Annotated in this window: 24 protein-coding genes and 1 pseudogene; 10 read left to right on the forward strand and 15 right to left on the reverse strand. The window is 67.4% G+C overall.

The genetic code is table 11. From position 1 onward, the window contains the following. Window positions 1-16: 16 nt before the first annotated feature. Complete coding sequence (locus RIB45_RS10820) at window positions 17-292, reverse strand: type II toxin-antitoxin system RelE/ParE family toxin (protein ID WP_350050283.1); 276 nt, start codon at window positions 290-292, stop codon at window positions 17-19. Beyond that, on the reverse strand, window positions 285-578 hold the full coding sequence (locus tag RIB45_RS10825) for a type II toxin-antitoxin system RelB/DinJ family antitoxin (protein WP_350050284.1): 294 nt from the start codon (window positions 576-578) through the stop codon (window positions 285-287). Before RIB45_RS10825 ends, RIB45_RS10820 begins: the two co-directional genes overlap by 8 nt. 187 nt (window positions 579-765) lie before the next feature. Between RIB45_RS10825 and RIB45_RS10830 the strand changes: the two genes are divergently transcribed. After that, window positions 766-1,560 (forward strand): phytanoyl-CoA dioxygenase family protein, encoded by a 795-nt coding sequence (locus tag RIB45_RS10830; protein ID WP_350050285.1) that lies wholly within the window; start codon window positions 766-768, stop codon window positions 1,558-1,560. Window positions 1,561-1,577: 17 nt separating this feature from the next. Here RIB45_RS10830 and RIB45_RS10835 read toward each other — a convergent pair whose 3' ends face one another. After that, the gene (locus RIB45_RS10835; RefSeq protein WP_350050286.1) at window positions 1,578-2,441 is read right to left on the reverse strand and encodes a ferredoxin--NADP reductase; all 864 of its coding nucleotides are present in this window, start codon (window positions 2,439-2,441) and stop codon (window positions 1,578-1,580) included. Between the two features lie 155 nt (window positions 2,442-2,596). Here RIB45_RS10835 and RIB45_RS10840 point away from each other — a divergent pair, with 155 nt between their 5' ends. From RIB45_RS10840 to RIB45_RS10850, 3 genes are read left to right on the forward strand one after another with little or no spacing between them, the layout of a single operon-like run. Then, entirely contained in the window at window positions 2,597-3,235 is a 639-nt protein-coding gene (locus RIB45_RS10840; protein WP_350050287.1) for an HAD family hydrolase, read from the forward strand. A gap of 15 nt (window positions 3,236-3,250) precedes the next feature. Continuing rightward, entirely contained in the window at window positions 3,251-4,216 is a 966-nt protein-coding gene (locus RIB45_RS10845) for a M14 family metallopeptidase (RefSeq protein WP_350050288.1), read from the forward strand. Continuing rightward, the gene (locus RIB45_RS10850) at window positions 4,213-5,289 is read left to right on the forward strand and encodes an AbrB family transcriptional regulator (RefSeq protein WP_350050289.1); all 1,077 of its coding nucleotides are present in this window, start codon (window positions 4,213-4,215) and stop codon (window positions 5,287-5,289) included. Before RIB45_RS10845 ends, RIB45_RS10850 begins: the two co-directional genes overlap by 4 nt. On the opposite strand, the gene RIB45_RS10855 is transcribed toward RIB45_RS10850, so the two are convergent. The 4 genes from RIB45_RS10855 to RIB45_RS10870 all read right to left on the reverse strand — a co-directional run bounded on the left by RIB45_RS10855 (window position 5,286) and on the right by RIB45_RS10870 (window position 8,856). Beyond that, window positions 5,286-5,801, reverse strand: a complete 516-nt coding sequence (locus RIB45_RS10855; protein ID WP_350050290.1) for a GNAT family N-acetyltransferase — start codon at window positions 5,799-5,801, stop codon at window positions 5,286-5,288. The two genes, RIB45_RS10850 and RIB45_RS10855, sit on opposite strands and share 4 nt — an antisense overlap. Before the next feature lie 113 nt (window positions 5,802-5,914). Then, entirely contained in the window at window positions 5,915-6,442 is a 528-nt protein-coding gene (locus tag RIB45_RS10860) for a hypothetical protein (RefSeq protein WP_350050291.1), read from the reverse strand. A 14-nt stretch (window positions 6,443-6,456) separates the two neighbouring features. Then, window positions 6,457-7,263 (reverse strand): SDR family NAD(P)-dependent oxidoreductase, encoded by an 807-nt coding sequence (locus RIB45_RS10865; protein ID WP_350050292.1) that lies wholly within the window; start codon window positions 7,261-7,263, stop codon window positions 6,457-6,459. 75 nt (window positions 7,264-7,338) lie between these two features. Continuing rightward, a complete protein-coding gene (locus tag RIB45_RS10870) occupies window positions 7,339-8,856 on the reverse strand; it encodes an AMP-binding protein (protein ID WP_350050293.1) in 1,518 nt (505 codons plus the stop codon). 124 nt (window positions 8,857-8,980) lie between these two features. On the opposite strand from RIB45_RS10870, the gene RIB45_RS10875 reads away from it, so the two are divergent. The 4 genes and pseudogenes from RIB45_RS10875 to RIB45_RS10890 all read left to right on the forward strand — a co-directional run. Further along, window positions 8,981-9,508, forward strand: coding sequence for a GNAT family N-acetyltransferase (locus RIB45_RS10875; protein ID WP_350050294.1), 528 nt, complete (start codon window positions 8,981-8,983; stop codon window positions 9,506-9,508). 63 nt (window positions 9,509-9,571) lie between these two features. Next, window positions 9,572-10,264, forward strand: a complete 693-nt coding sequence (locus RIB45_RS10880; protein WP_350050295.1) for a rhomboid family intramembrane serine protease — start codon at window positions 9,572-9,574, stop codon at window positions 10,262-10,264. Between the two features lie 44 nt (window positions 10,265-10,308). Continuing rightward, on the forward strand, window positions 10,309-10,911 hold the full coding sequence (locus tag RIB45_RS10885; RefSeq protein WP_350050296.1) for a nitroreductase family protein: 603 nt from the start codon (window positions 10,309-10,311) through the stop codon (window positions 10,909-10,911). 70 nt (window positions 10,912-10,981) lie between these two features. Next, a pseudogene (locus tag RIB45_RS10890) lies at window positions 10,982-11,200 on the forward strand (fasciclin domain-containing protein); the annotation flags it as partial. A 39-nt stretch (window positions 11,201-11,239) separates the two neighbouring features. Here RIB45_RS10890 and tssG read toward each other — a convergent pair. From tssG to tssB, 7 genes are all read right to left on the reverse strand, one after another. After that, on the reverse strand, window positions 11,240-12,331 hold the full coding sequence (tssG, locus tag RIB45_RS10895) for a type VI secretion system baseplate subunit TssG (RefSeq protein WP_350050297.1): 1,092 nt from the start codon (window positions 12,329-12,331) through the stop codon (window positions 11,240-11,242). Further along, window positions 12,295-14,121, reverse strand: a complete 1,827-nt coding sequence (tssF, locus tag RIB45_RS10900) for a type VI secretion system baseplate subunit TssF (RefSeq protein ID WP_350050298.1) — start codon at window positions 14,119-14,121, stop codon at window positions 12,295-12,297. Before tssF ends, tssG begins: the two co-directional genes overlap by 37 nt. Then, window positions 14,118-14,600: a type VI secretion system baseplate subunit TssE gene (tssE, locus tag RIB45_RS10905; RefSeq protein WP_350050299.1), complete on the reverse strand. Its 483-nt coding sequence runs from the start codon at window positions 14,598-14,600 to the stop codon at window positions 14,118-14,120. Before tssE ends, tssF begins: the two co-directional genes overlap by 4 nt. Window positions 14,601-14,653: 53 nt before the next feature. Then, on the reverse strand, window positions 14,654-15,199 hold the full coding sequence (locus RIB45_RS10910; protein WP_350050300.1) for a hypothetical protein: 546 nt from the start codon (window positions 15,197-15,199) through the stop codon (window positions 14,654-14,656). A 40-nt stretch (window positions 15,200-15,239) separates the two neighbouring features. Then, on the reverse strand, window positions 15,240-15,725 hold the full coding sequence (locus RIB45_RS10915; RefSeq protein WP_350050301.1) for an Hcp family type VI secretion system effector: 486 nt from the start codon (window positions 15,723-15,725) through the stop codon (window positions 15,240-15,242). A gap of 53 nt (window positions 15,726-15,778) precedes the next feature. After that, window positions 15,779-17,230 (reverse strand): type VI secretion system contractile sheath large subunit, encoded by a 1,452-nt coding sequence (tssC, locus tag RIB45_RS10920; RefSeq protein WP_350050302.1) that lies wholly within the window; start codon window positions 17,228-17,230, stop codon window positions 15,779-15,781. 61 nt (window positions 17,231-17,291) lie between these two features. Continuing rightward, a complete protein-coding gene (gene tssB / locus RIB45_RS10925; protein ID WP_350050303.1) occupies window positions 17,292-17,816 on the reverse strand; it encodes a type VI secretion system contractile sheath small subunit in 525 nt (174 codons plus the stop codon). 327 nt (window positions 17,817-18,143) lie between these two features. Between tssB and RIB45_RS10930 the strand changes: the two genes are divergently transcribed. Next, window positions 18,144-18,428 (forward strand): hypothetical protein, encoded by a 285-nt coding sequence (locus tag RIB45_RS10930; RefSeq protein WP_350050304.1) that lies wholly within the window; start codon window positions 18,144-18,146, stop codon window positions 18,426-18,428. 25 nt (window positions 18,429-18,453) lie between these two features. Next, window positions 18,454-18,627: a hypothetical protein gene (locus RIB45_RS10935; RefSeq protein WP_350050305.1), complete on the forward strand. Its 174-nt coding sequence runs from the start codon at window positions 18,454-18,456 to the stop codon at window positions 18,625-18,627. Window positions 18,628-18,899: 272 nt separating this feature from the next. Here the strand turns inward: RIB45_RS10935 and RIB45_RS10940 are convergent, their stop codons facing one another. After that, entirely contained in the window at window positions 18,900-22,577 is a 3,678-nt protein-coding gene (locus tag RIB45_RS10940; RefSeq protein ID WP_350050306.1) for a vitamin B12-dependent ribonucleotide reductase, read from the reverse strand. Between the last annotated feature and the right edge of the window lie 213 nt (window positions 22,578-22,790).

Here is a 22,790-nt window from a genome sequence, read left to right on the forward strand (position 1 = left end):
GCGCGATCGCTTGCGCCTATGGCCACATTTGAGCGGCGTGCAACACCCGCAGAATGGCCACATCTCGACCGGTTTCCGCGTAGACGATCAGATACGTCGGCTGCACGATCAACTCTCGCGTTCCCTCCACACGGCCGGGGCGCCCACGTTTCGGATGCGCCGCCAACTTGGAGGCCGATCGGTCGATCTCGTCCAGAAGCGCAAGCGCCGCGCTCTGGTCGTCGTCCGAAATATAGTCGAGGATCGCTTTCAGATCGGCCAGTGCGGCGGCGCGCCAGCGGACCTCACCCACTCCTCTTCCGTTTGATCGCGGCGCGGGCGTCGGCCATGGCCTCATCGTGTAGGACGCCCGGGCCTCTTTCAGTCAAGGCTTCTTGAACTTTCGTGCGGAACCAGGCGTCGTAGGCCGCCGGATCTGCGGTCAGGCCGGCGGGCAGTCCGCCCTCCGCCGCGACGCGGGTGAGCAAGATACGAACGGCGTCGGACAGCGTCAGCCCCACATCGGACAACGCTTCGGCCGCCTTCTCCTTTAACGCGTCGTCCACCCGGACATGAAGCATAGACGTTTGCGCAGGCATAACGATTGTCTCCTCTGATTAGAGAGTATGTCTCTCAATTGAGAGACAATCAAGAGTGCAGATTATTGGTCGGCTTCGCCGGGCCGCTTCGATGGGCGGCCGGGGGCGCCGATTGAGGAAGTTTCACTTGCGCCGGCGTGCGACGCTCTTTTTAGTGCGCTGAAGAGCGTGAGCGAGGAGACGCGCCTTGGCGGACGCGACGCTTAAGGATCGGTTTTTCAAAGACGGCTTCGCGACCGACCTCGACATCCTGTCTGCGGAAGAGGTCGCGACGCAGACCGCCGCCTTGGATCGCGCCGAGGCGCGTTGGGGCGGCTCGCTGCATTATGTGCTGAAGCCGCATCTGCTTTATCCCGAGGCGGCGGCCATGGTCCGCCATCCGAAGCTCCTGGACGCCGTGACGGCGATCTTGGGGCCGGACGTTCTGGCCTACGAATCGAGCTTCATCATCAAGGAGCCGCAGACCGAGAGCTTCGTCAGCTGGCATCAGGATCTGACCTATTGGGGTCTGGATACGGACGAGGTGCTGACGGCCTGGATCGCGCTGTCGCCGGTCACGGTCGAAAACGGATGCATGCGCATGGTCCCCGGCTCCCACAAACAGGGCAAGCGCGCGCATGTCGACGCAGCCGCCGGCGCCAACATTCTCTCGCGCGGGCAGACGGTGGCCGACGTGGCGGAGGAGGCTGCGGCGGACCTTGTTCTGGCCCCGGGCGAAGCCTCGCTGCATCACGGCTGGACGCTGCACGCTTCGCAGCCGAACCGCAGCGCGGGGCGGCGGATCGGCTTCAGCGTCATCTTCATCACGCCGCGCGTGCAGCAGACCGTAAGCGGCCGGGAGAGCGCCGTGCTGGTCCGCGGCCGAGACGCCTACGGCTTCTACGAGACGGAGCCGACCGCCGAGCGCTTTTTCGACCCGGAGATGGTCGCGCTCCAGGCGGAGCTCGACGCCCGGCGCAAAGCCCTGTGGGAGACCGCCTAGGAGCGACGGCGGCGGGCCTACTCCGCGAACGCCTTCTCGATCACGAAATGGCCGGGCTTGTTGTTGGCGCCTTCCTCGAGCCCTCGTGTGAGGCAGATCCGCTTGAGGTCCTGCAGCATCGCCATGGAGCCGCAGATCATCACCCGATCCTCCTGCGCGCTCAACGGCGGCACGTCGAGATCCTTCGACAGCGTGCCGTTCTCCAGCAGCATCGTGATGCGGCCCTGGCGCGGGTAGTCGGGGTCGCGGGTGACGCTGGTGTAGTGAATCAGGCGGCCCTCGACCAACTCGCCGACCAGCGGGTCGTCGCGCATGGCGGCCACCAGTTCCTCGCCGTAGCGCAACTCGGCGCCCAAGCGGCAGGTGTGGGTCAGAATCACCTGCTCGAACTTCTCGTAGGTCTCCGGGTCGCGGATCAGGCTGGCGAAGGGCGCGATGCCGGTGCCCGTGGAGAACATGTAGAGCCGCTTGCCCGGCAGCAGCGCGTCGAGCACCAGCGTGCCCGTCGGCTTCTTGCGCATCAGCACCGTGTCGCCCGGCACGATCTTCTGCAAATGCTGGGTCAGCGGCCCGTCCGGCACCTTGATCGAAAAGAACTCCAGCGTCTCATCCCAGGCCGGGCTCGCCATCGAATAGGCGCGATAGACCGGCTTCTCGGCGTTCGGCAGGCCGATCATCGCGAATTCGCCGGATCGGAAGCGAAAGCTGTCGGGCCGGGTCGTGCGGAAGCGGAACAGACGGTCGGTGTAGTGCTCGACCTCCGTCACCGTCAGCGCGAAGACGTTGTCGGGGATGGGATACCCGCCGACGCCGGCGCGCTCGGCTTCGGCGCTCGGCTGCTGGGCGTCGGTACGGGTCTCTTGGCCGGCCCCGTCGGTCATGTCGCGTCTCTCCCGCCGGATCATGAAAGCGGCGGCGCCGGCAAAGGACGCCGCGGATGTGTGGAATCCCTACGGCTTTCGACCGCCGGGTCAAGGGATAAGTCCCGCGCCGTGCGGCTTTCCGGCCGCGCGCGGCTGCGCTATGAAGCGGCGTCATGGAGCGATTCGACGCCTATCTCTTCGATCTCGGCAACGTCGTCATCCGCTGGCGGCCCGAGCGGCTGCTGGCCGACATCCTGGGCGGACCGGAGGCGGCCGCGGCATTCTCGCGCGCGATCGATCTGCCGGCGCTGATTCTGGATCAGGATCGCGGCCTCAGCGTCGCCGGCGCTGAAGCCGAAGTCGCCCGTCGCGCGCCGGAATGCTTGGCCGCCTTTCAGGAGTACGAGCGTCGATGGGTCGAGACCATCGACGGCGAGATCGCGGAGACCGTGCGCTTCCTGGAGGCGCTGCGGGCCGACGGCCGGCCCGTCTTCGCGCTCAGCAACTACGCGGCGGAACATATGGACTGGTCCGAACCGCACTATCCCGTGCTGACGTCGTTCGACGGGCGCATCGTCTCCGCCCATGAAGGCGTGATCAAGCCGGAGAGGGAGATCTTCGAGCGCGCGATCGCGCGCTTCGGCCTAGAGCCTGGCCGGACGCTCTTCATCGACGATCGGCCGGAGAACGCCGCTGCGGCGCAGGCCCTCGGCTTTCGCGCCCATGTCTTCGACCCTGATCGACCGCGCGCGCTGGGCGCCGCGCTTCCGCCCTCCGACGCGGCGCTGTTCGCGACGGCGCTTGGCGCTTAGGCTCGGGTCCCCGCGATGACCGAGACGTCCCCGAACAGAATGGAGTTGGTCCCGCCCGATCTCACCCGTTGGCGCGGCGACGGGACCCCGCCGCATGTCCACCGCCTCGCCGCGCCTGACGGTCCCGAGGCGGCGGGTCCGCACGCCGTGGTCTGCGGGCTGGTGCACGGCAACGAGCTGTGCGGCGGCCTGGCGTTGGAGCGGCTGCTCGCCCGCGGCTTTCGGCCGGCGCGCGGGCGGTTGACCCTGGTCTTCGCCAATCCGGAGGCCTGCTCGCGCTTCGATCCGGCGCGTCCCTTCGCCAGTCGCGCTGTTGTCGAAGACTTGAACCGGCTGTGGGCGCCCGATGTGCTGGCCGCGTGCGCGCGCAGCCCCGACCATGTTCGCGCCAAGGCGCTGCGTCCGGTCGTGGATCAGGCGGACTATTTGCTCGACCTGCATTCCACCGCGGGCGACGAGCCGCCGATGATCCTGGCCGGCGAGACGGCGAAAAGCCTCGATCTCGCCCGCCGTATGGGCGCGCCGCGCGACATCCTGATCGACGCCGGGCATGCGGAAGGCGTGCGGTTGCGCGATTACGGCCCGTTCGCCGACCCGGCGCGGGCGGAGACGGCGCTGCTGGTCGAATGCGGTCAGCATTGGCGCGCGGCCAGCCTGACCACGGCGCTCGACGTCATCGCGCGGTTTCTGGCGGCGCTCGATATGTTGCCGCCGCACGACGCGGTCCTGCCGGCGCCGAGCCCGGCCCCCTCGCAGCGCCTGCTCAGGGTCACCCATGCGGTGACGGTGGAGACGGGGCCTCTGACCTTCACCAGCCCCTTTCAGGGCGGCGAGCGAATCGCCGAAGCCGGCGTCGTGATCGCCCATGACGGGTCCCGCGCGATCGTCACGCCCTATGACGACTGCATTCTCGTCATGCCGACCCATCGCGCCGGACCGGGCCAAACGGCGGTGCGCTTTGCGACGGCGGAGCCGTCATGAAGCGTCCGAGCGGCCTTGCTATCGCCCAGATGCTGATCGCGCTGGGGGCGGGCGTCGTCGGCGCGTTGGCTGCGAGCGCCGCGTCTCTGCCGTTGCCCTGGATGCTCGGCCCGATGATCGCCTGCACGGGCCTCGCGCTGTTCAAGGCGCCGATCCGCGGACCCCAGCCCTTGCGCCCGCCTATGATCATGGTGCTCGGCGTGATGCTGGGCTCCGGCTTCACCCCCTCGATGATCGAGCGCGCGGGCGAGTGGGCGGCGAGCCTCGCGCTGTTGAGCGCCTACATCCTCGTCGTCGGCGCGCTCGCCTATCCCTATTTCCGAAAGATCGGCGGCTATGACCGGGTGACCGCCTATTTCGCCGGCATGCCCGGCGGCCTGACGGAAATGATGCTGGTCGGCGGGGCGCTGGGCGGCGACGACCGGCGCATCGTGCTCACCCACGCCAGCCGCATCCTGTTGGCCGTGTTGGCGATCCCGATCTTCTTTCGGCTGACCTCTGACATCGACATGACCGACCGCGCGCGCTTCGGCGTCGGCCTCGACGAGGTGTCCGCCCTCGACTACGCGATCCTGATCGCCTGCGGGCTGATCGGGGCGCCGCTGGCCAGGCTGCTCCGTCTGCCTGCGTGGCTGCTGGTCGGGCCGATGCTGGTCAGCGCGGCCGTCCATCTCGCCGGCCTAAGCGCGGCCCAGCCGCCGACCGTGATCGTCAACCTGGCGCAGTGGGTGATCGGTACGGTGATCGGCTGTCGCTTCGTCGGCGTGGCGCGCGCGGAGATCCTGCGGGTCATCGGCCTGTCGGTCGGCTCGACCGCGATGATGCTGGGGGTGACCGTTCTGTTCGCGGCGGCGCTGCACCAGATGACGGGGGTGCGGATCGATTCCGTGGTGCTGGCCTACGCACCGGGCGGGCTGGCCGAGATGTCGCTGGTCGCGCTGGCGCTGGGCGCGGACGTGGCCTTCGTCGCCACTCACCATGTCGTGCGCATCATGCTGGTGGTGATCGCCGCGCCGACGGCCTTTCGCCTCGTCTTTCCCGCCTCGCGAGGCGATCCGCAGCGCGAGCCTTAGCCGCCCCACAGCGCCGGGTCGCGCCACACCTCGGGGACCTGCAGGGTCTGCGCCCGGGGCGCCGGCGCCCCGCCGAGCGCGAGACCGCGCCAGGCCGGCGCCCAGCCGTCGGGCAGGGGGTAGGGCGGGGCGACCGCCGTTTCCGGCGCGAAACCCGCGCGCGCGTAGTAGGCGGGATCGCCCAGCACCAGCACGCGGCCGACGCCGGTCAATGTCAGGCGGCGGACTCCTTCGCGCGTCAAGGCGGTCCCGATGCCGGCGCGCTGGCGCGCGGGCGTCACGCACAAAGGCCCCAGCAGCGCCAGATCGGGTCCGCCGCCGGCGGCCGGGCAGCGCGTGAAGACGATGTGGCCTACGACGGCGTCGCCCTCCGCCGCGATCAGCGACAACGCGTCGGGATGCGTCAGCAACGCCTGCACCAGCGCCGTCAGATCCTCCGCCGGAAAGGCGAGGGGGTAGAGCGCGAGGATCGAGTCGGCGTCGGTCGGGCCGGCGGATCTGATGGCGGTCATGACCAGTGTCCTGAGGATGGCCAAGGCGTGCGCCCGGAAAACGTCGACGGAGATATCGGGGACGCAATCCGTGACGTTGAGTGTCGTATTGTGTCCCCGAAACAGAGGGTCGTTCAGTTGGCGCGCCGCGGGGCGCCCGGTTGGCGCGCCGGGACGGCGTTCGGGTCGGCCAGGCCCCAGCGGCCTTTCTCCGCCGTCATCGTCAGCATGTGGGTCAGCCCGTGCAGCTCGCGCTGGGAGACGCCGATCTTGACCTGATCCGGCTTGTCGCCCGCGCCGGCGAAAATCAGGTCCAACCGTCCGTCCTTGTGGGCGGTCACCGTCAGCTTCGCGACCAGCAGCGGCCCGTCCGCCGGCCAGGGGCTGAGCGGCTCCTCTGGTCCGGGCTCGCGATAGGGCTTCTGGAAGTCGGTTCCCTGCACGGCGCTTTCGCGATTGAATTGCGCGACCGCGCGGCGCTGGGCGGGCGGCTGGGCCTCGCCGCCCTGTACATGCTCCAGCACGCGCGCGCTCGCCTGCAGCCATTGCTCGGCCATGCGGCGGGTGAGCCACAGGCGCACCTGTTTGGCGCCTGCGCGGTGGCGCATCAGGATGCGATCCTCGACCGCCTCGTAACTCATCGCGATCTGGACGCCCGCCATCGCCTCCGCCCGGTTCAGCTGTATTTCAGCGTGATGCCGCCGTCGACCACGAGCTCGAGCCCGGTGACGTACTTGCTCTCGTCGCTCGCCAGGAACAGGCAGGCGTGCGCGACGTCCCAGGCGTCGCCCATATGGCCCATCGGGACCTGCTTGTCGCGCACGCGCCACATCTCCTCCACATCGCCCTTGGCGTAGGAGCCGGCGAGGCCGACGGACTTCTCCACCATCGGCGTCTTCATCAGGCCGGGCAGCACCGCGTTGATGCGGATCCCCTTGGACGCGTACTGCACGGCGGTCGTCTTGGTCAGGTGGTTCATCGCCGCCTTGGTGGCGTAGTAGGTGGCGTAGGCGACGCCGGTGTAGCGGATCGAGGCGATCGAGGAGATGTTGACGATCGAGCCGCCGCCCTGCGCCTCCATCAGCGGGATCACGTGCTTCATGGTGAGATAGCAGCCCTTGAGATTCACGTCGAAGACGCGGCCCCACTCCTCCTCCGGAAGCTCCACCACGCCGCCGACATGGGCGAGGCCGACATTGTAGTCCAGCACGTCGATGCGCCCGAAGGTCTTATGGGTTTCGGCCACCATCGCCTCGACGTCGCCCGCGCGGGCGACGTCGGCGGAGAGCGCGATCGCTTCGCCGCCCTCGTCGCGGATCAGGGCGGCGGTCTCCTCCGCCGCGTCGGCGTTGACGTCGACGCAGGCGACGCGCGCCCCTTCGCGCGCAAACAGCGCCGCCGTCGCCTTGCCGTTGCCCCAACCCGGCCCGATCGAGCCCGCGCCGACCACCAGCGCGGCTTTGCCTTCCAAACGTCCGCTCACCTTTTCTTCTCCCCGTTTGCTCGGTCGCCAGAATTCCGTCGCCGGCCGGCCTGACGCGCCTCATCCGGCGGCGCGTCAGGCCGAGCGTCCCTCGTCCAACTTACGCAGTTCGGTCTTCAGGATCTTGCCGTAGTTGCTCTTCGGCAGATCGTCGACGAAGACGTAGACCTTCGGGCGCTTGAAGCGCGCCATATGCTCCAGGCAGTGGGCGTCAAGCGCGCCTTGATCGACGGCGCCGACGATGTAGGCGACGACGATCTCGCCCCAGTCCGGATCGCGCCTGCCGATGACCGAGCACTCCTCCACGCCCGTATGGGTCAGCAGCACCTCCTCCACCTCGCGCGGATAGATGTTGGTCCCGCCCGAGATGATCAGGTCTTTGGATCGGTCCATCAGCGTCAGATAGCCGTCCGCGTCGAACGCGCCGACATCGCCGGTGTGCAGCCAACCGCCGCGCAGGGTCTCGGCGGTGGCCTCCGGATTGTCGAGATAGCCCAGCATCACGCTGTCGCCGCGGCACACGATTTCGCCGCTTTCGCCGACGCCCACGGGACGGTCGTCCCGGTCGACGACGCGCACCTCGACGTTGACGTAGGGGCGCCCGGCCGATCCCAGGCGCTGCGCCGCGCGCGGATGGGCGCGATCGGCGATTTCGGCGCGGCTGAGGCAGGTGATCGTCATCGGGCTTTCGCCCTGGCCGTAGATTTGAACCAACCGGGGACCGAGGCGCGCAAGCGCCGCCTGCGCATCCTCCACATACATCGGCGCGCCGCCGTAAATGATCGCCTTCAGGTTTTCCAGCGCGCTCTGTGGGATCTCGCCCTCCCAGCGCACCAGACGGTTCACCATGGTCGGCGCGGCGAACATCGCGGCCCCCGGCCAGGCCTTCAGCAGATCGACGATTTCGGACGGCGAGAAGCCGCCGCTCTCGGGCGTGACGTTGACGCCGGCGTGAGCCAGATGCGGCAGGATGTAGAGGCCTGATCCATGGCTCATCGGGGCGGCGTGCAGGCACGCGTCGCCGGGCGCGACCGGCGCCACGTCCGCCAGATAGGCCGTCGTCATCGCCATCAGATTGCGGTGGCTCAACATCGCGCCCTTCGGCCGGCCCGTGGTGCCGGAGGTGAAGAACAGCCAGGCCAGTTCGTCCGGACCCGTCTCGGCCAAACGGGCCGGCGCGGCGTCGGCGATCAGGGCCTCATAGCCCTCGCCCTCCAGATCGATCAGATGCACCCCGGAGGCGGCGGCCGCGCCGGCCGTTTCGGCCAGATCGGGCGTGGTGAAGACGAGCGCCGCGCTGGACGCCTCTAGGATGTAGGCGACCTCGTCCCGGTGCAGCTTGTTATTGATCGGCACGGCGGCCATGCCGGCGCGCCAGATCGCGACCATCGCCTCGACATAGGCGGGGTGGTTCTTGGCGAACAGCGCGATCCGCGCGCCGGGGGCGAGGCCGAGATCCTTGAGGCCGCCGGCGAGCCGCGCGGCGCGGTCCGCCATCTCAGCGTAGGTGCGATGGACCCGCGAACCCCAACCTAGCGCCGGCGCGTCGCTGTAGGCGGCGCCCGCCCGCTCGACCCACACCGCCAGATTCATGGAACGCCTCCTCGCGCCGCGACTGTTTTCAACGAACGGCGGGGAGTATGCCCAAGCCCCGCAGGGCTGGCCAGAGGGCGCATCGGGGCGCTAAAAGCCTGGTCGGACTTTCTGGAGCGAGACCATGGCGCCCCCTCGGCCGCCCGTACGCACGCGCCCTGAACTGCGCCTCATGCGGGCGGCGGACGCCGCCGCCGTCGCCTTGCTGGCGGAGAAGCTGAACCGTCATTTCGGGGTGGCGGCGCCCGCCTTCGGCGCCAGCGCGATCGCGCCTTTGCTGGAGGGCGATCCGCCTTTCTTGAGCGGCCTGATCGCCGAGACCGGCGACCGTTCGACGACCCGCGAGCCGGTCGCCTACGCCCTCGCACAGGATTTCTTCGACACCGATACCGGGCGCATGGGGCTGTGGCTGTTCGACCTGTATGTCGAGCCGGATTGGCGCGGCGCCGGTCTGGGGCGATCGATGATAGCCGCGCTGGCGGCCCGGGCCGCGGGCCAAGGCAAGGGGATGATCGCGCTTGCGGCCTATCGCTCAAACCCGGCGCGCCGGCTCTATGAGCGGATCGGCGCCGCGCTGCCGGAAGAGGCGCTGGTCTACGAGCTGCGCGACGAAAAGCTGCAGGCGCTCGCCGACGAGGCGCCGGCGCTTTGACCGGGCGGCCCTGGCTCGGCATCATCGCGCGGTCACCGCGCCGGCAGGAAAGGCTCAACGCGCATGTCCGATCCCCAAGGCGGCAAGCAGCCGATCCTGAACGCCCCGGGCGTGGTGCGCTGGCTGCTGACCATCACGCTGGGCGCGCACATCCTGCGCATGGTGTCCGGCGACGGGCTGCTGATTCCGCAGAATGTCGCGGGCGAGATTTTCTTTACCCTGGCCTTCATCCCGGCGCGCTACGTGGTGCAGGTCGACCCGTCGGGCGATCTGCTGGCGGCGATCGTCTCGCCGGTCGGGCACACGCTGGTGCATGGCAACTGGATCCATCTGCTGACCAATCTGGGCTTTCTCCTGGCGTTCGGGACGCCGGTGGCGCGGCGGATGGGGCCGGTCGTCTTTCTGATCTTCTACGGGCTGTGCGCGGCGGCGGGCGCGTTTCTTTTCACCGCGTTGTCGCCGACGCAGATCACGCCGCTGGTCGGCGCGTCGGGCGCGATCTTCGGGTTGCTGGGGGCCATCTTGCGGGTCGCGCTGTACCCGCCCGAAGGCGCGCCGCCGGCGCCCTTTCCCTTCAACAACCGCCGCACGGCCTTTATGTTTGCGGGCGTCTATCTGGCCATTAACCTGTTGATGGGGATTGCGCCGGCGCTTTTCGGCGTCGACGCCGCCATCGCCTGGGAAGCGCATCTGGGCGGCTTCGCGGCCGGCTTTCTGCTGGCGCCCTTTGTGGACGGGCGCGGTCGAGTTAGATAGAAGACCGGTCCGGTCCCCTTTCTTGAAGCAGGAGTTGCGACGCCATGAGCGAAAGCCGGCCTTCGTCCGACGCGCTGATCGACTTCATCGCCTCGCGTCAGTCTTTCAAGGCGCTCGATCTCAACGAACCGGCGCCCGACGACGGCGAGTTGGAACGGTTGATGACGGCCGCGGTGACCGCGCCGGACCACGGGGCCTTGCGCCCCTGGCGGTTCCTGACGATCCGCGGCGCGGCGCGCGAGCGGTTGGCCGACGTCTTTGAGACGGCCCAGCGCGCCCGCGACCCGCAGAGCTGCGAGGAGGACGTGCTGGCGCTCAAGCAAAAGCCGCTGCGCTCGCCGCTCATCGTCGCCGTGGCGGCCGAGATTACCGAGAACCATCCGAAGGTGCCGCCGGAGGAGCAGGTGATCGCCGCCGCCTGCGCCGCGCAGAACTTCATGCTGGCCGCTCACGCCGCCGGATGGGGCGCGATTCTGCTGACGGGGTGGACCGCGCATGATCCGACGGTTCGCCACGCGTTGGGCTTCCAGGAGAAGGACCGGTTGATCGGCTGGATTTACATGGGAACCCCGCCGACGGGGCGCCGGGTCAAGAAGCGCCCGGAGCCGACGAAGTTCCTGACGGAATGGACGGCCCCGCCGTCCTGATGGGCGCCGCCGCCGTCCCGTCCGTCGCGCTTCCGACGGCCTTGGCCGCCGGCGCCGCCGGCGCGGCCGGCTGACGGAAAGGGCGGCGGACGTCACGGTTTTCGCCTCGACCGACGAGGCCTACGCCCGTCTGCCGGAGGGCGAGCTTGAGGCGCTGCTTGAGCCGGAAAACCGCGAGACGCTCACGGCGCTCCTTTGCTGTCACGCGGCGCAGGGTCAGGTGAGCTCGACGGACGCCTGCCGGAAAAGCCGCCTTGATCCCGACACCCCGCAGGGCCATGCGGTGCGCATCGACGCCGCCGGCGGGCGCGCCTCGCGTCGGGCGGGGCTAAAGGCGCGTCAGCGCGCTCTGGTCGCGGATGGTGATGCGGACTTGATCGTCGTCCCGCGTGAAGGGCTTGGTTTTGAGCCAGGTCGTCCAGCCGAGGCGCAGGTCCTGGCCCAGACGCATCTCCGGCGCGGTTTCCTTTTGCAGCACCAAGCGCGCCGTGAAGTTGAATTCCGGCGAGACGTAGAACAGCACCATCGACAAGAGCGGCTTGTTGGCTGCGCCCCCGGGCAGAAACTCAATGAAGCGCTCGTAGGGCAGGGGGCCGATGACGAGCTCGATGCCCGCCTGCTGCTCCCAGAAGCGCCCGCCCAGCACCGCGCTCTCCCCCAACACGCTGTTGGTCCGGCCGAGGCGCGTCCATTGGTCTTCGTCGAGCCGAAACCAGGCCCCCTGGAATTGCGCGAGGCGCATGGGGACGTCGTAATAGTCGCGGAACATCTGCTCCAGCCCCGCCGCGGTGCGCGGGCGATGGGCGAGCAGGCCGGCGTAGCGCACCAGCGCCCGATCCGGCGTCGTCATCCGGGCCTGCAAACCCGGCGTGCCGAGACCCATCAGCGAAAACAGGTAGCGCGCCAGCCGGCTGCGATGCGGCGCTCGGGTCTCCAGCGCGATGCGATGGGCCTTTTTGACCCGCACCATCAGCGAGATCAGCCGGTGATTGAAGATGTCGAGGAAGGCGCGCCATGCGCGGTCCTTCTTCGCCTGACGGTCCAACAGCCGCTCGGTGACGGGCCGCGGAAGGGGGCCCAGCGCGCCTGCGAGGCCTAGGAAGCGGGTCGTCATCGGCCGCGGACGGTCGGGCCGTTCCGCTTCGCCGATCGTCTCGATGGCGCTGGCGGGAAAGCGCAAGGACGGATCGGCGGTGAAGCGGACGGCCTCGCGCCGCGGGTCGCCGGTTTCGCCCACGGGCACGGCGCGCGGCGGCGCCTCGGCGCTTGGCGACAGGCGCTCCTCATGCGCCGGGTCGGCGTGCTCCAGGCCTCGGGCCTGCTCCAGGATCCGCACCGCCTGATAGACGTCGAAGCGCCAGGGCTCCGCCTCCAGGGCGCGGATCAGAGGAGGAATTGATCGCCGGCGCGTGGCGGCCATTGCTTCCAGATCCCGTCGCGTTGTTGCGAGCGCGCGGTCAATTGCGCGAATGAATTGATCGAGGCGTAGAGCCCCAGAAAGCGGTTGAGGACGCTAGCCAGCAGGATGGCGCTGGAGCCGACAAAGGCGCGCTCGTCGAAGGTGAGATTCACGTCGACTCCGCGCGCGAAGCCGCGCCACGCGTCGACCCCGAGCCGGCGCACGGCGCGCCGGCACTCCATCTTCACCACGCCGTTGATCTGCTGCTCGACCGCCGGATCGCCGGAGCGCGCGTAAAGGCGCAGGATCTCCTGCAGGGCTTTCAGCGAGCCCTCGAACTGGCTGAGCGAGAGGTAGTTCAGCGAGAGATGCGAGACGAGCCGCCACAGCGTCTCCCCGCCCATCGGCGGGTTGAACTGGCGCGTCGGCTTGGTCAGCGCTTCCGCGCCGGAGACGGGCGCGCCTTCCTCAATCTGCAGCATAGCGCCGGCCTGAAGTTGATCGGTCAAGCCGCGGTTGGTGCAGAGCGTGTGCGCGTAGAGCGTGGCGGCCGCCGGCTGCGCCGGCGTCCAATCGAGGTCGAGGAAGCTGATCCACAGATCGGTGCCGCTCAAATCCGCCCGCGCGGTCGCATCGCGTCGTGCGGACCAGAAGGCCTGGGCGCCGCGCCCGCCGTTCTGCTGCGAGGCGGCGTGATTGTAGGAGAAAAACGGTTGAACGCGATAGGCGTCGGCCTCCGGCAGATTACTGGCGGTGACGTCCAGAATGGAATGGATCTCGGTCGTGCGTTCGCGCCGCCGGTCGGCGACGAGGCGGTATTCGCTCTGCCGGCCGTCGATGCGCACGGGCTCCGAGGTCTTGCGGAACAGATTGATCGCCGGCGTGCAATGCAGCGCAAAGCTCTCGGCGTCGACGCTGAGCCGGCGTTCCGGCGTCTTGTCCAGCAGGATCAGGATGTCGAGCGTCTCGGCCGCCGGCTGCCGGTCCAGGCCGTCGACGTCGAAGAACAGGAACTTCTGCGGAAAGGTGAAATATTCCTGCAGCAGGTGATAGGCGGGCTGGCCGTGGGGCGGGGTGTCGATCACCGCTTCCTCGCGCTCAAAGCCGACCGGGCGGATCGCGTCGGCCGGCAATTCGTGCGGGCGTTTGCGGTCGCCGTCGGCCAGCAGCGCGACGCCGCGGGCGTGCACGAACAGCAATTCGTAGAGCGCGTCCGCCGTCACCCGGTCGGCGTTCAGATAGAAACGCAGCGATTTCAGGCCGAGATCGCGGATCGGCTCGTCCGTCGTGCGAATCTGCAGGCGCAACACCGCGTTCACGTTGCGCCGACTGTCCAGAAAATCGTAGCCGTCGGTCGATTCGATCGCGCCGACGCTGGTCTCCAACGGCCACAGCACCGTCGGATAGCTGGTGCGAAACCGGCAATCCATGCCGTTCGGCGCCGTCGCGAACAGGGCCGATCCTTTGGGGATCTCGTAGCCGCCGGTGAGCTTGCCGCGTTTCGGGTCGGGCCGGAATCGCGCGACGGTCATGGAGGGCGTCGGCGTTGTGAATTGAGGATAGAGGACGCCCAGCAGCGCCTCCGGGATCTTCGGAAACTCCGCGTCGACATTCTGTTGGATTCGCGCGGTCAGGAAGGCGACGCTTTCGATCAGGCGCTCGACATGGGGATCGGCGCTCTCTCCCTCGCCAATCTCGAGGCGTCCGGCGATCTTTGGGTAAGTCTGGGCGAAGGCGGCGCCCATGCGGCGCAGATAATCGAGCTCGCGCTGGTAATGCGGCAGCAGATCGGCGCGGTAGTCGTCGCTCATAGCGCGGCCTCCGCGCCGTCGCCTTCGCCGGGCGGGGCGATGCGCACGGGAAAGGCGATCGGATGGACGATCTCCCCCACCCGCATTTCGCCGGCGATCACGACGTCGAGCGCCCGCACCTCCCTGTGCAGCCGCTCCACCGTCACCGCGACCTTGGCGAGGCGCGGCTCGTACGCCGCGATGGTGCGCGCGATATGCTGCGACAGACGGCGCTGATCCTGGAGATCGGCGGTGAAGAAGCCGGAGAGATCGATCAGCCCGTAGTCGATCACGGTGCGGGCGTCATAGTCGATCTCGACCTCCGTCAGCGGGCAGCGGCTGTTGAGCAGCGTGCGGACCTCGCGTTCGACCGAGTCCGCAAGCCCCTCGATGTCGAGATAGATCTTCGGCATCGGCTCGCCTGGCGTTCCCGGGTTATCGTCGATCAGCCGGTCGAACAGCGGGGCGCGGGCGCCGTCGGATTTGTGCAGCGGGCGCATGGGCCTCCTTGCAGCCGGCTTCGGGGCGCCGGCGAGACGGCGCGCGGCCGGTATCAGGCGGCGGGACCGGCGGCGGCCTCCACCGCGGCGTTCTCGCGGGAATTCTTGTCGATCAGGTCGACGGCCCCGACACGCCGGATGTCGCCGTTCGCGTCCAGGCCCGGGATGTAGAACTGATAGCCTGTCAGCGGCCCGCCCGTCGCCGCGCTCGCCGCGCCGGACTGTCGGCGGATCTTGCCGAAAGCGGCCCAGGCCGGGACCATCAACTGGGCGATCACGACATAGCGCAGGCCCGCCCGCTCGTTCGCGTAGGCGCCGCTGTCCAGGAACACGTCGACCAGCGATGCGGTGGTCGACGCGCCGAGCTCCCGCCGGGCCTTGTAGCCGGGGTCGCCCTTGAAGCGCTTGTAGGGCGACCACCATTGGGTGACCTGGCCGCGGTCGCGGCCCTTGGGATTCTCCAGGCCGCGGCGTTGGGACAGCGTGAAGATCCGCGTGCCGCGCGGCAGCTCGATGAACCGGATCGACCCCTTAAAGGACTTCCTGACATAGCCCGGCAGATCGCCGGTCGAGCTGTTCGGCCCCAGTTTCGCGAGCATGCGCTCCGATCCTTCCAGGCGGCGTGCGGGGAGAGGGCCGTTACTGACCCTTGTTGACGGTCACGTCCCATTCGGACGCGATGGAGCCCGGCTCCTTCGACTGTTCGTCCTGAACCTTCACCTCCCATTTGATCTTGGTGTAGTTCAGCGAGACCATCTCGATCGGCGAGTCGCCGCCGCCGCCGGAGATCGAGACGGAGGAGACCATCGTGTTCTCCATCGTGTAGATCATCTGCGGCGCGTGCGCCTTCTCGCCCGTTGTGCGCAGCACCGTGAAGGTGACCGTGCCCAGATTGGCGCCGATGCAGCACTTGTAATTCAACAGCGGCGAGGCCTTGTCGGCGTATTTCGAGATCACGAAATCCGAATGCTCCACCCGACCGCGCGAGCGGCCGACGTTGGAGACGTCGGTATGCAGATGGTTGTGCACCGAGTGATTGAAGCTCTGGCACATGATCTGCTTTTCATAGCCCTCGATGGTGGCTTCGCCCTCCACCCCGTCGATCTTGATGACCAGCACGTCCATGACGGCTTCCCCCTAAATTAGCTGTTCGATCCCGCGGCCGACGAGGCGGCCGATCAGGCGGCCGGCGGCGGCAGTTCGGCCACCAGACGGACCGAGGCGGTGAGCTCCTCCAATTGGAAGTGCGGCTTCAGGAAGACGGTGGCGTTGTAGGCCCCCGGCTTGCCTGGGATCTCGCGCACGTCGACGCGCGCCTCGCGCAGCGGGAAGCGCGCTTTCGTCGCCTGCGGGGCGTCGTCCGTGAGCAGCACGTAATTCGCGATCCAGGTGTTGAGATACTCCTCTACATTGGCCGCAGTCAGGAAGCTGCCGACCTTGTCGCGCATGATCGCCTTCAGGTAATGGGCGAAGCGCGAGGCGGCGAGCACATAGGGCAGACGCGCCGACAGGGCCGCGTTGGCGTTGGCGCTGTCGAGATTGTACTTCTTCGGCTTCTGCGCCGTCTGGCCGCCGAAGAAGGCGGCGAAGTCGGCGCCCTTGCAATGGCACAGCGCGATGAAGCCGAGGTCGGAGAGCTCTTTCTCCCGCCGGTCGGTGATCGCGATCTCGGTCGGGCATTTCAGCGCGATGTCGCCTTCGTCGGTGCGGAAGGTGTGGGTCGGCAGGCCCTTGACCACCCCGCCGCCCTCGACGCCGCGGATGGCCGCCGTCCAACCGTAGAGCGAGAAGGCGTTGGTGATGCGCTGCGCAAGCGCCCACCCGGCGTTGCCCCAGAGATACTTGGAGTGGTCGCGGCCGTCGACGTCCTCTACGAACTCGAAGCCTTCGACCGGCACCGTGTCAGGCCCGTAGGGCAGGCGCAGCAGCACGTGCGGCAGGGTGAGCGCGACGTAGCGGCTCTCCTCGCTGTCGCGGAAACTGCGCCATTTGATCAGCTCCGCGCTCTCGAAGATCTTGGCCAGATCGCGCGGTCCGCCGAGGTCGGTGAAGCTGTCCATGTCGAACAGCCGCGGATTGGCGGCCGAGATCATCGGCGCGTGCGCCGCGGCGGCGACTTCCGCCAGCTTCTCCAGCAGGGCCATGTCCTGCGGATGGCGACCGAACTCGAAATCGACCATCAAGGCGCTGTAGGGGTGGCCGCCGAAGGTGCCGTACTCTTCCTCGTAAATCTTCTTGAAGAGCGCCGACTGGTCGAACTCCACCGCCTTTTCCAGGTCGGTGAGAACGTCCTTCCTGTTGGCGTTGAGGACGCGCAGCTTGAGCTGCGTGCCCGTCTCCGTGTTCATCACGAGGTAATGCAGACCGCGCCAGGTGGACTCCAACGTCTGGAAATCCTCATGGTGCATGATCTCGTTCAGCTGTTCGGTGATCAGCGCATCGATCTCGGCGATCTTCTGCGAGATCAAGGCGGCCGTGTCGGCGGAGACGTCGGTCCCCTCCGCCGCCACGCTGTCGATGAATTCGCCGATCAGATCGACGGCGTAGGGCTTTTGCTCCTCCGCCCGGGCCAGCTTGCCCTCGGTCATGATCTGCTCGAGGACGTTCAGTTCGCTTTTCTCGTCAGCCATCGCTCGCTTCCCCTAGTCGACGGCGCGCCCCCATCGGGCGGCGCTTCGGCCGTCCGCCCGCTTACTCGTCGCCCTTTTTCGCCGCATCCAGAAGCTTCTTGAGCTCCTTCTGCTTGGCGTCGTCGGAGACCATCTCGCGCAGCAGGCGATCGAGATCGTCGTTGCCGTCGAGCTTGGTCATCAGATCGGCGAGCCGCCGACGCGCGTCGAACAGCTTCTTCAGCGGTTCGATCTGTTTGACCACGTTCTCGGGTTCGAAATCGTCGAGGCTGCGGAAGGCGAGCTCGACATTCATCTTGCCGGCGTCCTTGTCGTCCTCGCCGACCATGCGGTTTTCGACCTGGAAGGCCGCGCGCGGCTTCACGCCGGCCAGCACGTCGTCGAAATTGTCGCGGTCGATCTCGACGAACTTCCGCTCCTTCATCTTGGGCAACGGCTCTTCGGGCTTGCCCGACAGATCCGCGATGATCCCCATGACGAAGGGCAGCTCCTTCATCTCGATCGCGCCGCCGATCTCGACGTCGTAGGTGATCTGCACGCGCGGCGGGCGAACCCGGCCGATCTTGTGCTGGATGCTGTCAGACATGGCGTCCCCCAAATGTGCGCCCAAACCTCTGTCGGCGGGCGCGCCGCTGCGCCCCCAACGCCAGAGGGAAGTAAAAGGGAATTAGTAAATTCTGGCAAGCATCGAAAACGCCTTCGTTTTTGTCCGGTTTGTTACTTGAGGAACATTCCCGAGTCTTGGAGTAATGCCGGGCGAAGGCCGAACGCTATTTGGCGATCGCATGGGGTAATGCTAACCATATGATATTAATGATATTTTCCCTTCTGGCCGCGCTGCGCGGTTGCCCGTAAACTGATCTCGGACGCACGCGGGGCGGCCCGTGCGCGCAGTCATCAAACGGGGGAGGCGATGAGCGAGGAAATCGTCGAACTGAACGGCGCCGAGAGCCCGACCGGCCGCATCCGGGTGAAGCTCGATCTGGAGTTGCCGCATTCCGAGGCGATGGCGGTGCTCGCCATCGTCCATGATTACAAGGACAAGGCCAAGAAACAGGCGGAGGCGGACCGTCGGCGCGCCGAGGCCGACCGCCGCAAGGCCGAGGCCGCCGCCAAGAAAGCCGCCAAGGCGGAGGCCGCGAAGGCGGGCAAGAAGGCGCCGGCCGCAAAACCTGACGCCGCGAAGACGGCGGACTGACCCTGACTGACGGGAGCGATCGAGAATGGCGGAGAAAGTGCTGGAGTTCATCGGGTCGGATACGCTGCCGGACTCGATGCGCGTCAACATTCAGATGGAGATGCCGTACGATTTGGCGGTGAAGATCCTCGATCTGATCCAAAAGAACATGCCCGAGGAGCCGCCGGCGCCGGCGGGAGCGGGCGGCGACGAGGGGTGAGCGCGGCGGCGGGCGGTGAGCGCGGCGGCGAGCGGTGATCGCGGCCCGTTCGTCCTGCCGCCCCTCCGGCCGGCCAGCTTGCTCGCACACGGCTTGGCGCACACGGCTTGGCGTCGCTTCGGTCGGCGGCGCGCCGTTCGGCAACGGTCCCGCCCGGCGCCGCGACTCCCATGAAAAAGCCCCCGACCGCAAGGATCGGGGGCAGTTTCACAGGGAGCACCGTGGTGCGGACTAGGACGTCCGCACCGCCCGGCAAAAGGCAGGGCCGGGCCTCATGAGCACCCGCTGGTGGCGCCGCAGGTGACGCACTTCATGCAGGTGCCGTTCCGCACGAGGGTGAAGTTGCCGCAATCGCCGCAGCTGTCGCCCTCGTATCCTTTGGCGCGGGCTTCGCGAATGCGATCCGTCCGCGTGTCGACGTCTTCCATCACCGTTTCCTCGACGGCGACGGCCGCCGAGACGTGGGTGTGGCTCTGGGTGCGGGCCGCGCTCGGGCCGGCGTCGTTCGACGCCGTCGGCTGGCCCGCCGAAAGCTCGGTGACGTTCGAGTAGAGCGTCAGATCGCTCTTCCGCACGAAGCCGCGGCTCGCCACCTTCTGAATCGCGGCGAAGGCGGCCGCGGTCTCCGGCGGCAGCGTGCCTTCCTTATCGCCCTTGCCCATCGTGTCCGGCAGCATGTCGTCGGGCTGCACGTGGGCCAGGTCGTCCCGCCCGAGATAGCTGATCGCCACCTCGCGGAAGATGTAGTCGAGGATCGAGGTCGCCATCTTGATGGCGTCGTTGCCCTCGACCATGCCCTGGGGTTCGAAGCGCGTGAAGGTGAAGGCCTCCACGTACTCCTCCAAGGGCACGCCGTACTGCAGGCCGATCGACACCGCGATCGCGAAATTGTTCATCAATGAGCGGAAGGCCGCGCCTTCCTTGTGCATGTCGATGAAAATCTCGCCGAGCCGTCCGTCCTCGTATTCGCCCGTGCGCAGGTAGACCTTGTGGCCGCCGACCATCGCCTTTTGCGTATAGCCCTTGCGGCGGTGAGGCAGGCGCTGACGCTCGGCCGCCCGCTCGACGATCCGCTCGACGATCCGCTCGGCCACCATCGGGGCGGCGGCTTGCGGCGTCGCCGCCGCCAGCTCCTCGGCCGCGTCTTCCGCGTCGTCGACGTCGTCGACCAGCGAGGCGGCCAACGGCTGGGAGAGCTTCGAGCCGTCGCGATAGAGCGCGTTCGCCTTCAGGCCGAGCCGCCAGCTCATCATGTAGGCTTTCTTGCAATCCTCGACCGTCGCGCTGTTCGGCATGTTGATGGTCTTGGAGATCGCGCCCGAGATGAACGGCTGCGCGGCCGCCATCATCTGGATGTGGCTCTCGAAGGAGAGGTAGCGCTTGCCCAGCTTGCCGCAGGGATTGGCGCAATCGAAGACCGGCAGATGCTCGGTCTTCAAATGCGGCGCGCCCTCCAGCGTCATCGCCCCGCAACAGTAGATGTTCGCGGCCTCGATATCCGCCTTGGCGAAGCCGAGATGGGTCAGGAGATCGAACGAGAAGTCGTCCATCAGCGCCGCGTCGACGCCCAGCCGCGCGGTGCAGAACTCCTCGCCCAGCGTCCATTTGTTGAAGGCGAACTTGATGTCGAAGGCCGAACCGAGCGCCGCTTCGACCTTCGCCAGCGCCTCTTCGTCGAAGCCCTTGTCCTTCAGCGTCGCATGATTGACGCCGGGCGCGTCCTTCAACGTGCCGCAACCGACCGCGTAGCGCACCATCTCGTCGATTTGCGCGTTAGAGTAGCCGAGCTTGGCCAGCGCCTCCGGGGCGGTGCGGTTGATGATCTTGAAGTAGCCGCCCCCGGCCAGCTTCTTGAACTTCACCAACGCGAAGTCAGGCTCGATCCCGGTGGTGTCGCAATCCATCACCAGGCCGATCGTGCCGGTCGGCGCGATGACGGTGGCCTGGGCGTTGCGGAAGCCGTACGCTTCGCCCTTCTTGAGGGCGCGATCCCAGGAGGCCGCCGCGGCCTTGGCCAGATCCTTGTGCGGGACGTTCGGCGCGTCCAGCGGCACCGGGGCGATCGCCAGGCCTTCATAGCCGTCGGCCCAACCGTGGGCGGCGATGCGATGGTTTCGGATCACCCGCAACATGTCGTCGCGATTCTTGGCGTAGCCGGGGAAAGGACCCAACTCCTGCGCCATTTCGGCGGAGGTCTCGTAGGAGACGCCGGTCATCAGGGCCGTGATCGCGCCGCACAGCGCGCGGCCTTCGTCTGAATCGTAGGACAGGCCCGAGGCCATCAGCAGGCCGCCGATATTGGCGTAGCCGAGCCCGAGCGTCCGGTACTCGTAAGAGAGCTGCGCGATCTCCTTCGAGGGGAACTGCGCCATCAGCACCGAGACTTCGAGCGTGACGGTCCACAGCCGCACCGCGTGCTCGAACGCGTCGACGTCGAAGCTCCCGTCCTCGCGGCGGAACTGCATCAGGTTGAGCGAGGCGAGATTGCACGCCGTGTCGTCCAGGAACATGTATTCCGAACACGGGTTGGACGCATTGATGCGTCCCGACTGCGGGCAGGTGTGCCAATCGTTGATGGTGGTGTCGTACTGCAGGCCCGGATCGGCGCTGGCCCAGGCGGCGTGCGCGATCTGCTCCCACAGGTCGCGAGCCTTCACGACCTTGGCGATCTTGCCGTCGGTGCGGCGGATCAACTCCCAGTCGGCGTCTTCCTCGACCGCGCGCAGGAAGCTGTCGGTCACCCGCACCGTGTTGTTGGCGTTCTGGCCGGAGACAGTGTTGTAGGCCTCCGAATCCCAATCCGTGTCGTAGGTCGGGAACTCGATCTCGGCGTAGCCCTGGCGTGCGAACTGAATGACGCGCTGGACGTAGTTCTCCGGGATCAGCGCCTTGCGGGCCGCGCGGATTTCAGCCTTCAGCTCCGCATTGGCCTTGGGATCGAAGCGGGCCTCCTCGGACAGGCTGGTCGCGTCGTGACAGGCGCGCATGATGGCGTTCAGGTGCCGGGCGTGCAGCTTGGAGCCGGCGACCAGCGCCGCGACCTTCTGCTCCTCGACCACCTTCCAGTCGATGAACTGCTCGACGTCCGGGTGGTCGACGTCGACGACGACCATCTTGGCGGCCCGGCGCGTCGTGCCGCCGGATTTGATGGCGCCGGCCGCGCGGTCGCCGATCTTTAGAAAGCTCATCAGGCCCGAGGACTTGCCGCCGCCGGCCAACGGCTCGCTCGCGCTGCGCAGCGCCGAGAAATTGGCGCCCGTGCCGGACCCGTACTTGAACAATCGCGCTTCGCGGACCCACAGGTCCATGATGCCGCCGTCGTTCACCAGGTCGTCCTTGACGCCCTGGATGAAACAGGCGTGCGGCTGAGGGTGTTCATAGGCGCTTTTCGACTTCGTCAGTTTGCCGGTCTTGAAGTCGACGTAATGGTGACCCTGGCTGGGGCCGTCGATGCCGTGCAACCAATGCAGGCCGGTGTTGAACCATTGCGGGCTGTTCGGCGCCGCCATCTGGCGCGCCAGCATGTAGCGCATCTCGTCATAGTAGGCTTGAGCGTCCTCGGCGGCGTCGAAATAGCCGCCCTTCCAACCCCAATAGGCCCAAGCGCCGGCGAGGCGGTCGAACACCTGCTTGGCGCTGTTCTCGTGGGTGGTCCGGGCGTCCTCCGGCAACTTCGCGAGCGCCTTCTCGTCCGCTTCGCGCCGATGCAGGAAGGCGGGCACGTCCTTCTCGGCGACCGGCTTGGTCGCCGCCGGAACGCCGGCCTTGCGGAAATACTTCTGCGCCAGCACGTCGCAGGCGACCTGCGACCAATGGCCGGGGACCTCGATGTTCTTCAGCGAGAAGACGGTCGTCCCGTCCGGATTGCGAATTTCGCTGTCGGTCCGCCGGAATTCGATGGTCGCGTAGGGCGACTCCCCTTCGCTCGTGAATCGTCGAGATACCCGCATTGCTTCCTCGCGCCAGGATGGTTGAACGACCGATGTTGATCGAAACTGATGAGCGTTCGTGAGGCCGGAAGAAGGTGATCACGCGCCGTAAAACGGTCCCCAAACCGTTGGAATCCCCTGTTTTGGCGCTACCCCTTGGGGCCACGTCTTGCAGGATACACCAGATATGGATTGGCTCAAGGATTTTGTGTTTACGAACTATTAAAATACCAC

This window comes from Marivibrio sp. (assembly GCF_040218065.1).
Taxonomy (GTDB): Bacteria; Pseudomonadota; Alphaproteobacteria; order UBA8366; family Aestuariispiraceae; genus Marivibrio.